This is a genomic window from Kineococcus sp. NBC_00420 (assembly GCF_036021035.1).
Lineage (GTDB): Bacteria > Actinomycetota > Actinomycetes > Actinomycetales > Kineococcaceae > Kineococcus.
Window position 1 is genome coordinate 3,381,258 of the sequence record NZ_CP107930.1, and the last position, 16,337, is coordinate 3,397,594.

The following is a 16,337-nucleotide window of genomic DNA, read 5'->3' on the forward strand; positions in this document are numbered from 1 at the left end:
GTTCCGAATGACCATCAGAGTGACCGTGTGGGGCGAGAACCGCCACGAACAGCTGGAACCCGCGGTGGCGCAGCGCTACCCGACCGGGATGCACGGTGCCGTCGCCGAGGGCATCGAGGCCAACCTCGGTTCCGGCGTGACCGTCCGGACGGCGACCCTGGACCAGCCCGAGCACGGGTTGACCGAGGAGGTCCTGCAGAACACCGACGTCCTCACCTGGTGGGGGCACGCCGCGCACGGCGACGTCTCCGACGAGGTCGTGGAGCGGGTCCACCGGCACGTGCTGGCCGGGATGGGGCTCATCGTCCTGCACTCCGGGCACTGGTCGAAGATCTTCCAGAAGCTCATGGGGACCTCGTGCACGTTGCGGTGGCGTTCCGAGCACGACCGGGAACTGCTGTGGACGATCGACCCCACGCACCCGATCGCGCAGGGCGTGCCGCACCCGTTGATCATCGAGGAGGACGAGATGTACGGGGAGTTCTTCGACATCCCCGCCCCCGACGAGATCGTCTTCATCTCCTCCTTCACCGGCGGCGAGGTGTTCCGCTCGGGCATCACGTTCAAGCGCGGGTTCGGGAAGATCTTCTACTTCCGTCCCGGTGACCAGGACTTCCCGACGTACTTCCACGAGGGGGTCCGCAAGGTGATCTCCAACGCGGTCGAGTGGGCCGTCACGGTTCGCCCCGAGCGGACCGATCCGGTGCTGCTGCGCTACGACACCGAGGACTTCTACAACGGCCAGGGCTACCAGGGCGCCCTCGACCCGGAGAAGCAGCAGTGACCGCCCCGCTCCGCGTCGTCCTCGTCGGGGCCGGCGGCATGGGCAAGGCGTGGCTGGCGACGATCCTCGCCGACCCGGCCGTCGAACTGGCCGGGGTCGTCGACCTCGACCTCGACGCCGCGGCCGCCGCCCTCGCCGCGGCCGGGGTCCCGGACGTCGCGACGGGACGTGACGCCGTCGAGGTGGCGCAGCGGACCGGCGCGCAGGCGATCGTCAACGTGACGGTGCCGCAGGCGCACCACCCCGTCACCACGGCCGCGCTGTTCGCGGGGTTCCCGGTGCTGGGGGAGAAGCCCGTCGCCTCGACCGTCGCCCAGGGGTTGTCGCTCGCGGCGGCCTCGGAGGTCTCCGGGGTGCCGTTCCTGGTGTCGCAGTCGCGACGCTACAACGTCCACGTCGAGGAGTTCCGCGCGCAGGCCGCCGTGCTCGGCGACCTGGGATCGCTGTCGACGGAGTTCTTCAAGGCGCCGCACTTCGGCGGCTTCCGCGAGGAGATGGCCCAGCCGCTGCTCGTCGACATGGCGATCCACCAGTTCGACCTCGCGCGGTACCTGTTGGGGGCCGAACCCGTCTCCGTCTACTGCGAGTCCTGGAACCCGTCGTGGTCCTGGTACTCCGGGGACGCCTCGGCCGCGGCCGTCTTCGAGATGTCGAACGGCTCCCGCTACACGTTCACCGGCTCGTGGTGCGCGCCCGGCCAGGAGACCTCGTGGAACGGGGCCTGGCGGCTCTCCGGCGCGAACGGCACGGCGTCGTGGAACGGCGACGACGTGCCCGTCCTCGACGCGCCCGGCTCGCCCGCGGCGTTCACCGACCCCGGGAAGGAGATCGCCGGGTCGCTCGCGGCGTTCACCGCCTTCCTGCAGGACGGGACGCCGTTCTCCGGTGAGGTGCACGACAACGTCCTGAGCCTGGCCATGGTCGAGGCGGCGGTCGAGTCCGCCGCGTCGGGCACCCGGGTGCTGGTGGACGACGTGCTGCAACGCGCCTACGAGCAGGCCCTCGCCGACGAGCAGCGCGCCGACGTCGCGGCGGCCCTGAAGGGCTGGACCTCCGTCCGCGAGGCCCTGACCCGCTGACCGCACCCCCTCCGACGCGTGATCCCGCGGGGATTCCCCGCGGGATCGCGCGTCGGAGGGGTGTGCCGCGGGTGTGGACCGGTCAGTACGATCCAGCCCAGAACGTTCGACGACGATGTCCTGGAGGAAGTCCTCGCATGTCCACCGATCGACCGGAGTTCGGGGTCGCCGTCATCGGCCACTCCTTCATGGGGGCCGTCCACTCCCACGCCTGGCGCAGCGTCGACCACGTCGGCACCCCGCGCTGGCGCACCAAGCGACTCGTGCTGGCCGGGCGTGACCTCGGCCGCGCCCAGGCCGCCGCCGAGCAGTTCGGCTGGGACGAGGGCGTCGCCGACTGGCACGAGGTCATCGCGCGCGACGACGTCCAGGTCGTCGACATCCTGACCCCCGGCGACTCCCACGCCGAGATCGCCATCGCCGCGCTGCAGGCCGGCAAGCACGTCATCTGCGAGAAGCCGCTGGCCAAGACGGTCGCCGAGGCGCAGGCCATGACGGAGGCCGCGCAGGCCGCCGCCGCGTACGGCGTCCGCAGCATGGTGGCGTTCAACTACCGTCAGGTGCCCGCGATCGGGCTCGCCAAGCAGCTCGTCGACTCCGGTCGCCTCGGTGAGGTCCGTCAGGTCCGCGCGGTGTACCTGCAGGACTGGATCGTCGACCCCAGCTTCCCGCTCACCTGGCGCCTGCAGAAGGACCGTTCGGGGGCCGGGGCGCTGGGCGACATCGGTTCGCACATCATCGACGCGGCGCAGTTCATCACCGGCCAGCGCCTCACCGGCGTCTCCGGCACCGTCGAGACCTTCGTCAAGCAGCGTCCGCTGGAGGCCGCCCGCACCGGGTCGAACACCGGCCTGGGCGCCGAGGCCTCCACCGAGTTCGGCGAGGTCACCGTCGACGACGCGGCCGTGTTCTTCGGGCGGGGTGACGGCGGCGCGCTGATGACCTTCGAGGCGACCCGGATGGCGCTGGGCCGCAAGAACGGCATGCGGATCGAGGTGAACGGCTCGAAGGGGTCGATCGCCTTCGACTTCGAGTCCATGAACGAGCTCTGGTTCTTCGACGGCTCGCTCCCGGACGCGGAGAACGGGTTCCGCCGGATCCTGGCCACCGAACCCGAGCACCCCGGGGTCTCCAACTGGTGGCCGGCCGGGCACGGCCTGGGCTACGACCACCCCTTCGTGCACGAGCTGCAGGAGTTCCTCGGCGCGATCGTCGACGGCCGCGACCCCAGCCCCAGCTTCGCCGACGGGCTGCAGGTCCAGCAGGTGCTGGACGCGGTGCAGCGCAGCGCCGAGAACGACTCCACCTACACGAGCATCTGAGGAGAAGAACATGGCAGAGACGCGTCCGGTGACGTTGTTCACCGGCCAGTGGGCCGACCTCCCCTTCGAGGAGGTCTGCCGCCTCGCCTCGGAGTGGGGCTACGACGGCCTCGAGATCGCGACCTGGGGTGACCACCTCGACGCCACCCGGGGCGCGAAGGACGACGCCTACATCGCCGAGAAGAAGGCGATCCTCGAGAAGTACAACCTCAAGGTGTGGACGATCTCCGCGCACCTGACCGGCCAGGCCGTCTGCGACCTGATCGACCAGCGGCACCAGGACATCGTCTCCGTCGAGGTCTGGGGCGACGGCGACCCCGAGGGCGTGCGTCAGCGCGCCGCGGAGTACGTCAAGGACGCGGCCCGCACCGCCGCCAAACTGGGCGTGAAGACCGTCACCGGGTTCACCGGATCCTCCATCTGGCACACCGTCGCGATGTTCCCCCCCACCCCCGACTCCATGGTCGAGGCCGGCTACCAGGACTTCGCCGACCGCTGGAACCCGATCCTGGACGTCTTCGACGAGCTCGGGGTGAAGTTCGCCCACGAGGTGCACCCCTCCGAGATCGCCTACGACTACTGGACGACCAAGCGCGCGATGGAGGCCATCGGCCACCGCGAGGCGTTCGGGCTGAACTTCGACCCGTCGCACTTCGTGTGGCAGGACCTCGACCCGATCGGGTTCATCCGGGACTTCTCCGACCGGATCTACCACGTGCACTGCAAGGACTCCCGCAAGCAGCTCGACGGCCGCTCCGGTCGCCTCGGTTCGCACCTGCCGTGGGCGGACTCCCGTCGCGGCTGGGACTTCACCTCCGTCGGTCACGGCGACGTGCCCTGGGAGCTGATCTTCCGCGAGCTGAACAACATCGGCTACACCGGTCCCACCAGCGTGGAGTGGGAGGACGCGGGGGTGGACCGCCTCAACGGCGCCCCCGACGCGCTCGCCTTCGTCCGCAAGCTCGGCGCGTTCTTCGTGCCCCCGGCCGCGGCGTTCGACGCGGCCTTCTCCTCCAAGGGCTGAGTCCACGATCCGTGATCTTGCGGGGAGACCCAGCAAGATCACGGATCGGGTGGGGGGCTCAAGGGATTCACCCGGCCGGCCGATGGGACAGGGTGCGTCCGGGTCCGGGCGCACCACAGGTCCGATCGCCGGGGGTGGAGCCGCGTGTGGTCCCGGCTCGTCACGCCTGGTGAGCGCCTCGTGGACGCGCCCGGAGAACCCGTCGCGCTGCAGGGCGTGCTGCGACGCCGGCTGATCTTCTGCCTGCTCTTCGTCGCCGCGACCCTCGTCGGCCGCAGCGCCCAGGCCGACGGCGCCCACCTCGCGATCGTCTGGCCCGCCTCCGCCGTCGGGTTGCTCTGGATCGCCGGCTCGCCCGGACGTCGGCACCGGATCGTCGACGGCGCGCTGCTGCTGGCCGTCACCGTCGCCCTGCGGGTCGTGACGCACATGCCGGTGGTCGAGTCGGTGGCCCTCGCCGTCGCCGCGTCGATCCAGGCCTTCGCCGGGGCGCACGTCTACCGCCGGTTGCAGCCCGAGGGCTTCCACCTCGTCACCCCCGCGCACGTCCGGTCGCTGGCGCTGTCCTCGCTGGCGGGGGCGCTCGCGTCGACGCCCCTCGCCGCGCTGGGCTTCGCGTTCGTCGCCGGGGTCCCCACGGCGGCCTCGAGCGCGCAGTGGGCGTTGCGCACCGCCGTGTCGACGTTCGTCGTCGTCGCGGTCGTCCTGCGCACCGCCGAACGTCGTCCGGGCGCACCGGGCAGCGCCGCCTCGCGGTGGGAGCGGTACGCGCTGTTCGTCGTGTTCGTGGCGTCCTACGTCGTCGCGTTCTGGATCCTGGACGGGTTCGCGGTGACGTTCCTCGTCCTGCCGGTGGCGGTCTGGACGGCGCTGCGGCGCACGACCACCGCCGCCATGGTGCACGTCGTGCTCGCGGCCGCGGCCGTCGTCGTGTCCGCCTGGTCCGACTCTGGACCGTGGCAGGAACTCACCCCCGACCTGCAGGCGATGTGCGCTGAAGCCTTCATCGGGACCCTCGGTTTCCTGACCCTGGTGCTCGCGCTCTACCGCGACGAGAGCATCGAGAACGCCGACCGGGCCGTTCGCGCGCTGCGCGACGCGGCCGAGCAGGGCGATCTGCTCACCGCCGTCTTCGGGTCGATCTCGGACGCCGTCTGCGTCTTCGACAGCGCGGGGAACTCGTTGCTGCGCAACCCGGCGGCCGAGGCGTTGCTGGGTGGCGTGCTGCGGACCGAGCGCAGGCGCTGGGACGCCGGCTACGGCTACTTCCACCTCGACGGGGAGCGGTTCGTCGACGGCGACCTGCCCGTCGTGCGCGCCTTGCGGGGGGAGGCCGTCGACGGTCTCGACCTGCGGCTGTCCTCCCCGCAGGTCCCCGAGGGGGTCCTGCTGAACGTCAGCGCCCACCCCCTGCCCGCGTCCGGTGGCGCCGTCTGGAACGGCGGTGTCGTCGCCGCCTTCCACGACGTCACCGAGGTCCGGACCGCCAGCGCGCAGGTGGCGCAGGCGCACGACCTCATGACGAACGTGCTCGCGGCGGCGACGGAGCACTCGATCATCGCCGTCGACACCACGGGCGTCGTGACGTTGTTCAACGAGGGTGCCGAGCGGATGCTCGGGTGGAGTGCCGAGGAGATGGTCGGCGGCCCGGCGCTGACCGTCCACGACCCGGCCGAGGTCCGGGCCATGGTCGAGGCGCTGGGCCTGGCCCGACCGAACGACCTCTTCTCGCGCGCGGCCCCCGAGGAGACCACCACCGGCCGCTTCACCTACGTCCGCAAGGACGGCAGCACCCTGCCCGTCAGCCTGACGACGTCGGCCATGCTCGACGGCGAGGGGCACCTCATCGGCTGGATCGGGATGGCCACCGACGTCTCCGACCTGGAGAACTCCGAGGAACTGTTCCGCATCGCGCTCGAGACGGCGCCCGTCGGCATCGTCATGGTCGCCGCCACGGGCCGGGACACCGGTCGGATGCTGCGGGTCAACCGGGCGCTGTGCCGGTTCACCGGGAGGACCGAGGAGGACCTGCTCGGGGTCGCGTTCGACACCCTGGGCTCGGACTGGTTGCCCTTCGACGACCTGTTCGCCGCCGTCCTCAGCGGTGCCCAGGCCGAGCAGCGCGTCGACGTCGTGTTCGACGCCCCCGACGGACGCCGGCTCGAGGCCCAGGTGTCGGCCACGCTGGTCCGCCCCCGAGGTCGCGAGGTCATGCTGCTCGGCCTCGTGGAGGACGTCACCGAGCGGCGGGCGGCCCAGCGGGAGCTGAGCCACCAGGCGCTGCACGATCCGCTGACCGGGCTGCCCAACCGCACCCTGTTCCTGGACCGGCTCGAGCACGCGGTGACCCCGCCCGCGCGCGGGACCGGTCCGGTGGGTCTGCTCTACGTCGACCTCGACGGGTTCAAGGCCGTCAACGACACCGCCGGTCACCAGGCCGGGGACGACCTGCTGGTGGAGGTGTCCCGGCTCCTGTCCTCCTGCGTCCGTCCCGGCGACACCGTCGCCCGCCTCGGCGGGGACGAGTTCGCCGTCGTCTGCCCGGGGACGTCGGGGGAGTCCGACCTGGTCGCGATCGGGGCCCGGATCCTCGCGTCGCTGCACGATCCGATCCGGGTCCGGGGCTTCGACGCGGTCGTCGGGGCGAGCATCGGGGTGCGCTGGTGCGCGGGGGGTGTCACGGCCGAGCAGCTGCTCCGGGACGCCGACGAGGCGATGTACGCGGCCAAGCGTTCCGGGAAGGGGCGGGTGGTGGTGCACGGTGGGCGGGGAACCGCCGTCCTGGCTGCCGCGTCCCGTGACGACTGGAGCTTGTGACGGAACGTGTCCAGGCGGGCACGCCGAGTGTGGCACATGTCACAGGATCCCCCCGCGACGGCCCCAGACTGGTTGAGTGCGGCGCATGACGACGCTCCCCCGGCGCCCCTTCCGCACGCTCACCACCACCGCGCTCGCCCTCGCCCTCGCCACGGCCTCGCTGGCCCTGGCCGCACCCGCCTCCGCGGACGAGATCACCCCCACCCCGATCGACCCGCAGGCCCTCCAGGTCCTCGACGAGACCAACGCCGCCCGCGCCACCGCGGGCTGCGCGCCGCTGCTCCTCATGCCGCTGGAGACCGGGGTCGCCGACGGGCACGCCGACCAGATGGCCGCGACCGGCGACTTCAGCCACACCGGTCCCGACGGCAGCTCCCCGCGGAGCCGGCTCGCGGCCGTCGGGGTGCGACCCCAGCGCACGGCCGAGAACATCGCCCTCGGTTACGACGCGGCCTCGGTGCTCGACGCCTGGATGGCGAGCCCGGGTCACCGCGCCAACATCCTCGACTGCAGCCTCGTCTACGTCGGCATCTCCGAGCGTCAGGGCGTCGGCGGCCAGTACTGGACCCAGGTCTTCTCCAGCCTCTGACCGGTCACCGCACGTGATTTCCCTCCGACGCGTTGTTCCGGGCCTGCACGAGGCATGCTGGGACCGCACGCGGAACCGGGGCGGCGCGAGCGCCGTCGGAGGTTCCGGGCGCCAGGAGGGTGCGGAGGTCGCACCCGCAGCGTCGGGAGGTCGGAGTGTCCGGAGCACCGTGGTGGGAGGACTTCCACGCGGACCGGCCGGACGACGCTCCCCGGGCCGGGACCACCACGCGCGCCTCCGCCCCGCCGCAGGTCGTGCCCACCCCGCCACCTCCGCGACCGCCCCGCGTCCTGCAGGTCGTCGCGGGGATCCTGGGCGTGGTGCTCCTGGTGCTGGTGGCCCTGCTCGCGGTCCGGACCTCCGCCCGCCCCGCCGACGACGGGGTCTCGGCCCAGGGAACCCCCGGCGCGCCGGCGACCACCTCCGTCCTGACCCCCTCGCCGTCACCGTCGCGGTCCCCGTCCAGCGGGACCGCGGCGGTCGACGCGGCCGCGACGGCTGAGTTGGAGGCGCTGCGCCAGAACGGCTTGCGCGCCCACCCGCCGACCGGGCAGTGGGTCGCGCAGCTCTCGGCCAAGAGCGTCGGGACCACCGACCCCGTCCAGACCGCGTCCAACGGCAGCAGCACCTTCTACGCCGCCGACATCCTCGCCCAGTCCCGCGAGATCGCCTCCGGCCCGGCCGGCGGGGACGTCTTCGTGCTCAAGACCGCCGACTTCGGCGACGGGCTGCTCGACGCCCGCGGCAACCCCTACTGGGTGACGCTCGCCGCCGGCCCCTTCGCCGACGCCGGGGACGTCCGGACCTGGTGCGACAGCATGTTCTCCACCACCCCCGCCGGCGTGCGGGGCAACGTCTGCCTGCCCAAGCACCTCACCCCGCCCTCCTGACCCCCCGCCGCACATCCCGCGGAAACAACACTTTCCGCCCTCTGACCCGGGGTCCCGGGGGCGGAAAGTGTTGTTTCCGCCCTCTAGGGGGGTGTCGAAGGGCGGAAAGTGTTGTTTCCGCGGGGGAGGGGGTCAGAGGGAGAGGGAGGGGTGGAGCTGGGCGAGCGACCAGGTCCGGCGACGGTGGCAGGCGAGGACGGTGACGGCCAGGGCCAGGACACCGAACGCGGCGAGCACACCGGCGTCCAGCCAGACGGGACCGCCCGCGGCGCCGGTGATGAGGTGGCGCAGACCGTCGGCGGCGTAGCTCATCGGCAGGAACGGGTGGATCGCCCCGAAGAACGACGGTGACGTCCCGACCGGGTAGGTCCCGCCGGCCGAGGTGAGCTGCAGGACGAGCAGCACCAGCGCGACGAGGCGTCCCACGCCGCCGAGCAGGGCGTTCAGGCACTGGTGGACCGCCGTGAACACCACCGCGATCAACGCCGCGAACGCCGTCGTCGCGACCGGGTTCGGCGACTCGATCCCCACGGCGAGCAGCAGCACGAGCGTCAGCACGACGGCCTGGACGACGCCGAGCAGGGCGCCCGGCACCCAGCCCGCGACGGCCGCGCGGTAGGAGGAGGCCGTGGAGGCGAGCGCCCGCTGGGACACCGCCCGCAGCACCATGTACGTCACCATCCCGCCGACCCACAGCGCGACGGGCACGAACAGCGGGGCGAGGCCGTCGCTGTAGCGGTCGACGGCGTGCTCCTTCACGCGCTCGGCGGTGACGGGGGAGGCGACGACGTCGGCGCGCGCGTTCGCCGCGTCACCGGAGTAGACGGGCACCTGGGCCTGGCCGTCCTGCAGTTGCGTGCGCAGGGTGCCCGCGCCATCGGCGAGCTGCTGCGTCCCGTCGGCGAGCTGCTGCGCGCCGGTCCGGGCCTGCGAGGTGCCGTTGACGAGCGCGCTCGCGCCGTCGTCGACCTGACCGGCGCCGGTGGCGAGGGCGGCGGCCCCGTCGGCGGCCGACCGCGAGCCCGTCGCGAGGGTCTTCGTGCCGGTGGCGAGGGCGTCGGCCCCGTCGGCGGCCTGCGCGATGCCCTGCTGCAGGGCGGGTGCCGCGGCGGCGAGCCGCTGCGCGCCGCCGGCGACCGCGGTCGCGCCGGTGGACAGGTCCTTCGCGCCGGTGGCGAGACCGCCGACGCGGGTCTGGAGGGTCTGCGCGACCTGGTCGAGCGAGCCGTCGGTGAGGGCCTGCCGGGTCCGCTCGAGCGAGGTGACCGCGGTGGCCAGCGTCGGGTCGTCGGGGCTCGCGGCGGCGAGGGTGCGGGCCTGGGTCAGGAGCTGGTCGACGAGCGGGACGAGCTGGGTGGCGCCGGCGAGGGCGGGGGTGAGCTGGTTCGCGGCGGTGGCGAGCGCGTCGGCGCCCTGCGAGATCCGGCCCGCGCCGTCGGCGACGGCGCCCGCCCCGCTCGCGAGCTGCGCCGTCTGGGCGGGCAGGCCCGTGGTGGCGGTGCGCAGCCGGTCGAGTCCGGTGGCCAGGGAGGCGGCCCCGTCGGCGGCGGAGGTCGCACCCTTGGCGACCTGGGCGGTGCCGCCGGCGAGGGAGGTGGCCCCGCCCCGCAGCTTCCCCGTCCCGTCGACGAGCCGCGTCGCGCCGGTGCCGAGGTCGCCGAGGCCCACGACGAGGGTGTTCGCGCCGTCGTCGGCCTGCTGCGCGCCGTCGGCGAGGCGGCCGGCGCCGTCGGCGGCCCGGCCGAGGGAGTCGTGGATGTCGGCGAAGGCGACGTAGACGTTCTGGAGGTAGTTCGTCGTCGTCCCGGCGGCGACGTTCGTGCGGATCGTCGTGGCGATGGTGTTCGTGACCTGACCGAGGATGTAGTTCTCGGCGTCGTCGGTCGTGACGCTCAGCCGGGCGCGTTCGGGGGCGTCCCCGCCGGTCGAGGCCAGTGCCTTGGAGAACCCCGAGGGGATGCGCAGGACGGCGGCGTAGTCGCCGTCGGCGAGACCCTTCGCGGCGTCCGCCTCGGACGTCTTCTGCCAGCTGAAGCCCGCGGCCGCGTCCGGGCCGGTGAGTTCGTCGACGAGGTCGGAACCCGCCTGGATCGTCTGTTCCTTCCCGTCCAGGCCGGTGATCGTCGTGGGGGAGTCGGAGTTCACGACGGCCGCGTGCAGGTTCGTCAGCCGCGACAACGGGTCGGAGTTCGACGCGAGGTAGAGACCGCCGTAGATGAGCGGGACGAGGATCACGGCCAGCAGGGCGAGGCGGGTGATGGTGGCACGTCGGAACCGCGCGAGTTCCAGGCCGGGGAGGGAGAACCGGGGGAGATTCACGAGGCACCTTCGGTGGCGGGGGAGTCCTGCAGGTCGATCAGGATGCGGTCGTCGCCGGTGTGCCAGCGGATGTCGGAGGTGTCGGAACAACTGGCGAGCACGGTCAGGGGGATCGCGGAGGTGTGCCGCAGGGCGGACAGCGACTCCCAGGCGCGGCGTCGGTCCTCCGTGCGCCGCAACGAGTCCACGTCGTCGACGACGATCACGTCGGGGCGGCCGATGAGGGCCAGCACGACGCCGAGGGCCATCCGTTCCAGCGGGTCGATGTCGCTGACGAACTCCCGCGGGCGCAACGCGGGGACGTCGGCCCCGGTCTCGGCGGTCACCGCGACCGCCCGCTCGACCCGGGCGATCTGCTCCGCGACCTGGTCCTTGGAGACCCACGGCCGGTACCAGGGCTGGTGCAGCACGAGGCGTTCGGCGACGTGCTGTTCCACGGTGAGGGCGTCGTCGAGGTCGTTGACCCCGCGCACCTCGGCGAGGGCGACCCGGCGGCGGACGGCGCCGGCCCGGCCGGGGAGTTCCTCGCCCAGCACGCGCAGGCCGCCGGAGGTGGCGCGCATCCGGCCCGCGAGGGTGAGCAGCAACGACGTCTTGCCGGCGCCGGAGCGGCCGCGCACGACGACCATCGACCCGACGGGGGCCTCGAGGTCGATCCCGGAGAACACGTTCCGCCCACCGGCCCGCAGTTCCAGACCGCTCGCCTCGACCGCGTTCACCGGGTCACCTCCGTGAGGGCGGTGAGGACGCCGGCGATGACGCGGGTCTCGAGGCCCGGTTGCCGGGGCACGTCCCCGAGCAGGGCGGGGGTGACCAGCCCCTCCTGGGTGGTGACGACGGCGCGCACGAGTTCCTCGGCCGGGACGGTCAGGCGTCGCCCGGCGCGGGCGAGCGCGGCCTCGAGGAGGGGGGCCAGGCGCCGGCGCAGCGCGCTCCGGTGGGCGGTGACGACGCGCGCGGCCTCGGGGTTGCGCAGAGCCTGGGCGGTGAACTCGGTGCGGACCGCGTGCCACTGCCGGTCGACGGGCAGGACGTGCAGGACGTGGGCGACGATCTCCTCGAAGGTCCCGCCGAGGGGGGCGTCGACGAGGCGGGCCTCGACGTGGTCGATGACCTGCTCGGCCTGCGCCTCGTAGAGGGCGGCGACGACGTCGTCCATCGTCGCGAAGTTGGAGTAGAAGGCGCCACGGGTGAACCCGGCGCGTTCGCAGACGCTCTCGACGCTGGAGCGGGCGAGGCCCTGCTCGCCGAGCACCTCGAGGGCCGCGGCCAGGAGCCGTGAGCGGGTCTCGGCGCGGCGCTTGGTGGTGCGCGTCGGTTCGGTGGTGGCGGTCACGTCCCGAGCGTACGCCCCTTTCGATGCACTTTGCATCCGATGCGTTTCGCATCACACAGGGAGCGGCGGTCGCGGTCTCGGGGAACTCTTAGGGTGGGCGCGCGGACGCGCAGCGTGATCCGTCCACGGGGGACTCGAGCGGGGGACGAGGTTGCCGAACACCGATCAGCCGGCGCAGCAGGAGACGGGGCACGGGGGGACCACGAGCGCCCACCGGCACTGGGTGCGACGACCGCGGACCTGGGTGATCGCCGGGGTCGTCGTCCTCGCGGGCGGCTACGGCGCCACGGCGCTCGCCGTCGGCGGCCAGGCGCCCCGCGGCACGACCGTCCTCGGCGTCGACGTCGGGGGGATGGACCGCGGCGAGGTCGAGCGGGCCGTGAGCGCGAAGGCGCAGCAGGTCCGGTCCGTGCCGCTGCAGGTCAGCGGCGCCGGCGCGTCCACCACCGGCGAGATCGACCCGGCGCGGTCGGGGCTCTCGATCGACGCCGCCGGGACCGCGACGTCGGTCACGGCCGCGGGCTGGAACCCGGGCACCCTGTGGAAGCACGTCGTCGGCGTCAGCGGTGCCGACGCGGAGGTCGACCCCGACGTCGACGTCGACACCGACGCGTTGAAGGCCGCGCTGCAGCCCCTCGCCGACTCCGTCGCCGTCGCCCCCGTCGAAGGCGCGATCACCTTCGACGTCCGTCCCGACGGCACCGTCGAACCCGCCGTCGTCGCCCCGCAGGAGGGTCGCGCGCTCGACGTCACCGCGGCCGCCGGCCGCGTCGCCGGGGCCTGGCTCGACGCGACCCCCGTGGAGCTCGAGGCGACCGCGGCCCGTCCGGCCCTCGACGCCGACGCGCTGGACGCCGCCGTCGACGACGTCGCCCGCCCCGCGATCGCCGGGGACCTCGTCGTCGCCGGGGGTGGCCGGGAGGCGACCGTCGCGCCCGCGGGGTTCGCCCCCGCGCTCGCGGTGCGGCCCGTCGACGGGAAGGCGACGCTCGTCGCCGACGGCGCCGGGTTGCAGGCCGCGCTGCTCGCCGCCGACCCCGGGTTCGAGACCGCGCCCCAGGACGCCCGCATCGAGATCGTGGGCTCCGCCCCGCGGGTCGTCCCCGCCGTCGCCGGCCGGGCCGCCACCGAGGAGGACCTCGCGGCGGCGGTCACCAGGGCCCTCACCGGGTCCACCCCCACCCGTCGCGCCGAGGTGGAACTCAGTGAGAGCCAGCCCTCGATCACCACTGAGGCGCTGCAGGCGCTCGGGATCACCGAGCAGATCTCGACCTTCGCCACGAACCTCACCGCCAACGCCGACCGCACCGACAACATCCGGATCGCCGCCCGCCACGTCGACGGCACGATCCTCCAGCCGGGACAGGAGTTCTCGCTCAACGACACCGTCGGCGAGCGCACCCCGGAACGGGGTTTCCACCGCGCGCCCGTGATCTCCGGCGGGCGTCTCGTCGACGACTACGGCGGCGGGGTCTCGCAGTTGTCGACGACGTTGTTCAACGCCGTGTTCTTCGCCGGCCTCGACGAGATCGAGCACAAACCGCACTCGTTCTACATCTCGCGCTACCCCGAGGGGCGCGAGGCGACGATCGACTGGCGCAGCATCGACAACCGGTTCCGCAACGACTCCGGCCACGGGGTCTACCTCCAGGCCGGGATCGTCGGGAACCAGGTCGTGGTGTCGATGTACGGCACGAAGTTCATGGCCGTCACGGCCGAGAAGTCCGCGCGCCGCAACGTGAAACCTGCCCGCACGATCTACGACACCTCGAAGGGGTGCTCGCCGAACTCGGCCACGAACACCGGGTTCACCGTCGACGTCACCCGGGTCATGACCCCCGTCGGTGGCGGTGCGCCGAGGCGCGAGACGTGGACGACCGTCTACAACGCCGAGAACCGGATCGTCTGCGGCCCCGACCCGGCCACCGTCAGGCCCGTGACACCCGCCCCCTCGACGTCCGCTCCCGCTGTGCCCCCCGCTGGGTAGGGTGCGAGCGTGCCCACGGTTCACCTGACCCAGGACGACGCCGCCGCCGCCGACGCCGGGTCGCCCGCCCGGGTCCGGGCCGCGAAGCAGGAGATCGAGCGCGCCGCGAAGGCGGCGACGGGGTGAACCGCTTCGCCGGCTCCCGCGTCGTCGTGACCGGTGCGGGTCACGGCATCGGCCGGGCCTGCGCGCTGCGCATGGCGGGGGAGGGCGCTCGGATCGCCGCGCTCGACCTCGACCTCGACGCCGCCCGGGCCACGGCGGCGGAGGTCGACGGCCGCGCGTTCCCCCTCGACCTCACGTCGCGGGTCTCCGTCGACGCGGCCTTCGCCGCGGTGGTCGCGGAGTTCGGCGGTCTCGACGTCCTGGCGCACACGGCGGGCGGGGGCGTGCCGGAGTCGTCCTTCGAGGACTCCAGCGACGAGGAGTGGTTCGCCAACCTCGACCTCAACCTGATGGGAGCGGTGCGCTGCTGCCGGGCGGCGATGCCGCACCTGCGGGCCGCGCCGGCGTCGGCGGTCGTGCTGGTGAGTTCGATCAACGCCCTCGCGGGGCTGGGGGCGGACGCCTACTCGGCGGCGAAGGCCGGGCTGGGCGGGCTCGTGCTGAACCTCGCGGCGCAGGGAGCGGGCGAGGGGGTGCGGGTCAACGCCGTCGCCCCGGGGACGGTCCGCACCCGGGTCTGGAAGGGCGACGCCGACGCCCGCAGCGACTGGTACCCGCTGGGGCGGGTCGGGGAGCCGGAGGACATCGCGGCGGCCGTCGCGTTCCTCGCCTCGCCCGACGCGGCGTGGATCACCGGGCACACGCTGCCCGTCGACGGCGGGTTCCTCGTCAACCCCCGTTAGCGGCCTCGTCAGCAGCCCGCGTCAGAGGCTCAGGACGTCCTGGTCGACGGCCCGCACGGGCCACAGGTCGAGGTCGAAGCGGACCCCGGGCAGGGCGTCGGTCAGTTCCTGCTGCAACCGGAAGCCCTCACCCGCGTAGCGGGTGCAGGACATCGGCGAGTCCCAGCCGCAGAGGTCGACGGGGTGGTGCTCGTCGAAGTAGGCCTGCCACCGCAGGAGGCCGGTCCGCAGGGTCTCGTCCAGGCCCAGGTCGTCCAGGTGCGTGATGCTGAGGACGAACCCACCCAGGTCCGCCGGAGCCCACACCGGGGTCGGCGCGAGGTAGTCGCTCATCAAGCGGAGTCGCTCAAAAGGCACCAGACGAGGGTAGGCCCTCCGGGGCGGTGGTCCGGACCAGCCCACACCCTGCGGCGCAACGGCTTGCAACGACGCGGTGTCGTAGGTGAACGCGGGAGCAACGACCTGGAGCGGTCAGGGGACTGTCAGGGAGCTGCCAGGTCCCGGGGTGAACCCGCGGGCCGTCGGGGTCGTGAACCCGGTAGCAGGCCACGACGCTCCCGACCCCGAAGGTGACCCGCCATGAGCAGCACCCGCACCACCGAACGACCGCCCGCGCCGCAACGCCCCCGCCGCCGCAGGCTGTGGATCGCGCTGGCGGTGGTCGTCGTCCTGCTCGTCGTCGCGGCCGTCGTCGGACCCCGCATCTACGCGAGCGTGGAGTCCGGCAAGGCCGCGGCACCGCTGGTGACCTCCGCCTCCACCCCGTCGGCCACCGCGACCGCGGCCTCCACCGACGCCTCCCTCGACGGACCCTGGGCCATCGCCGCCGGCGGGACCGCGGGCTACCGCGTCGACGAGGTCCTCAACGGCCAGAACGTCACCGTCACGGGCCGCACCGACAAGGTCACCGGTGACCTCACCGTCGCCGACGGCCGGCTCACCACCGGCACCGTCTCCGTCGACCTGGCCAGCGTCGCCACCGACTCCGGTCAGCGCGACAACCAGTTCCGCGGGATGGTCATGGACACCGACCAGTTCCCGACCGCGGACTTCGCCCTCACCCAGCCCGTGCCGCTCGGTGGGCTCGAGGTCGGCTCCACGATCTCGGTCAGCCTCGTCGGCACCATGACCCTCAAGGGCACGACCCGGGACGCGACGATCCCCGCCACCGTCGAGCGGACCGCCGCCGACGCCGTCACGATCACCGGCTCGCTCCCGCTGACCTGGTCCGACTACGGCGTGAACGCCCCGAACCTCGGCTTCGTCTCCGTCGAGGACGAGGGCACGATCGAGTTCTCCTTCAGCGCCGACCCCTCCTGACCGACCCCTCCTGACGACGGCG

14 protein-coding genes are annotated in these 16,337 nt (G+C 73.2%); 10 read left to right on the forward strand and 4 right to left on the reverse strand.

Annotation, left to right across the window (positions count from 1 at the left end; translation table 11 throughout):
• Positions 1-7 precede the first annotated feature (7 nt).
• The 7 genes from OG218_RS16635 to OG218_RS16665 all read left to right on the forward strand — a co-directional run bounded on the left by OG218_RS16635 (position 8) and on the right by OG218_RS16665 (position 8,505).
• Positions 8-784 carry a ThuA domain-containing protein gene (locus OG218_RS16635; protein ID WP_328294351.1) on the forward strand — a complete coding sequence of 259 codons (777 nt, stop codon included), beginning with the start codon at positions 8-10 and terminating at the stop codon, positions 782-784.
• Positions 781-1,863, forward strand: coding sequence for a Gfo/Idh/MocA family protein (locus OG218_RS16640; RefSeq protein ID WP_328294352.1), 1,083 nt, complete (start codon positions 781-783; stop codon positions 1,861-1,863). Before OG218_RS16635 ends, OG218_RS16640 begins: the two co-directional genes overlap by 4 nt.
• A gap of 137 nt (positions 1,864-2,000) precedes the next feature.
• Positions 2,001-3,185, forward strand: coding sequence for a Gfo/Idh/MocA family protein (locus OG218_RS16645; protein ID WP_328294353.1), 1,185 nt, complete (start codon positions 2,001-2,003; stop codon positions 3,183-3,185).
• A 10-nt stretch (positions 3,186-3,195) separates the two neighbouring features.
• Positions 3,196-4,209 (forward strand): sugar phosphate isomerase/epimerase family protein, encoded by a 1,014-nt coding sequence (locus tag OG218_RS16650; protein WP_328294354.1) that lies wholly within the window; start codon positions 3,196-3,198, stop codon positions 4,207-4,209.
• A 180-nt stretch (positions 4,210-4,389) separates the two neighbouring features.
• A complete protein-coding gene (locus OG218_RS16655; protein ID WP_328294355.1) occupies positions 4,390-7,026 on the forward strand; it encodes a diguanylate cyclase domain-containing protein in 2,637 nt (878 codons plus the stop codon).
• A gap of 85 nt (positions 7,027-7,111) precedes the next feature.
• The gene (locus OG218_RS16660; RefSeq protein WP_328294356.1) at positions 7,112-7,615 is read left to right on the forward strand and encodes a CAP domain-containing protein; all 504 of its coding nucleotides are present in this window, start codon (positions 7,112-7,114) and stop codon (positions 7,613-7,615) included.
• 155 nt (positions 7,616-7,770) lie between these two features.
• Positions 7,771-8,505, forward strand: a complete 735-nt coding sequence (locus tag OG218_RS16665; RefSeq protein ID WP_328294357.1) for a hypothetical protein — start codon at positions 7,771-7,773, stop codon at positions 8,503-8,505.
• 132 nt (positions 8,506-8,637) lie between these two features.
• Here OG218_RS16665 and OG218_RS16670 read toward each other — a convergent pair whose 3' ends face one another.
• From OG218_RS16670 to OG218_RS16680, 3 genes are read right to left on the reverse strand one after another with little or no spacing between them, the layout of a single operon-like run.
• Entirely contained in the window at positions 8,638-10,824 is a 2,187-nt protein-coding gene (locus OG218_RS16670) for a YhgE/Pip domain-containing protein (RefSeq protein WP_328294358.1), read from the reverse strand.
• A complete protein-coding gene (locus OG218_RS16675; protein ID WP_328294359.1) occupies positions 10,821-11,543 on the reverse strand; it encodes an ABC transporter ATP-binding protein in 723 nt (240 codons plus the stop codon). Before OG218_RS16675 ends, OG218_RS16670 begins: the two co-directional genes overlap by 4 nt.
• Entirely contained in the window at positions 11,540-12,160 is a 621-nt protein-coding gene (locus tag OG218_RS16680) for a TetR/AcrR family transcriptional regulator (RefSeq protein WP_328294360.1), read from the reverse strand. Before OG218_RS16680 ends, OG218_RS16675 begins: the two co-directional genes overlap by 4 nt.
• A 151-nt stretch (positions 12,161-12,311) precedes the next feature.
• Between OG218_RS16680 and OG218_RS16685 the strand changes: the two genes are divergently transcribed.
• Entirely contained in the window at positions 12,312-14,147 is a 1,836-nt protein-coding gene (locus tag OG218_RS16685) for a VanW family protein (RefSeq protein ID WP_328294361.1), read from the forward strand.
• Positions 14,148-14,269: 122 nt separating this feature from the next.
• On the forward strand, positions 14,270-14,995 hold the full coding sequence (locus OG218_RS16690; protein WP_328294362.1) for an SDR family NAD(P)-dependent oxidoreductase: 726 nt from the start codon (positions 14,270-14,272) through the stop codon (positions 14,993-14,995).
• Between the two features lie 21 nt (positions 14,996-15,016).
• On the opposite strand, the gene OG218_RS16695 is transcribed toward OG218_RS16690, so the two are convergent.
• Positions 15,017-15,328 carry a hypothetical protein gene (locus OG218_RS16695; protein WP_328294363.1) on the reverse strand — a complete coding sequence of 104 codons (312 nt, stop codon included), beginning with the start codon at positions 15,326-15,328 and terminating at the stop codon, positions 15,017-15,019.
• Between the two features lie 246 nt (positions 15,329-15,574).
• Here OG218_RS16695 and OG218_RS16700 point away from each other — a divergent pair, with 246 nt between their 5' ends.
• Positions 15,575-16,315: a YceI family protein gene (locus tag OG218_RS16700; protein WP_328294364.1), complete on the forward strand. Its 741-nt coding sequence runs from the start codon at positions 15,575-15,577 to the stop codon at positions 16,313-16,315.
• Positions 16,316-16,337 lie beyond the last annotated feature (22 nt).

Excerpts from the sequence above, each read along its gene's own strand:
- OG218_RS16650 (WP_328294354.1), top strand. The coding sequence starts at position 3,196 with ATGGCAGAGACGCGTCCGGTGACGTTGTTCACCGGCCAGTGGGCCGAC.
- OG218_RS16635 (WP_328294351.1), top strand. The coding sequence starts at position 8 with ATGACCATCAGAGTGACCGTGTGGGGCGAGAACCGCCACGAACAGCTG.
- OG218_RS16660 (WP_328294356.1), top strand. The coding sequence starts at position 7,112 with ATGACGACGCTCCCCCGGCGCCCCTTCCGCACGCTCACCACCACCGCG.
- OG218_RS16700 (WP_328294364.1), top strand. The coding sequence starts at position 15,575 with ATGAGCAGCACCCGCACCACCGAACGACCGCCCGCGCCGCAACGCCCC.
- OG218_RS16695 (WP_328294363.1), bottom strand. The coding sequence starts at position 15,328 with ATGAGCGACTACCTCGCGCCGACCCCGGTGTGGGCTCCGGCGGACCTG.
- OG218_RS16645 (WP_328294353.1), top strand. The coding sequence starts at position 2,001 with ATGTCCACCGATCGACCGGAGTTCGGGGTCGCCGTCATCGGCCACTCC.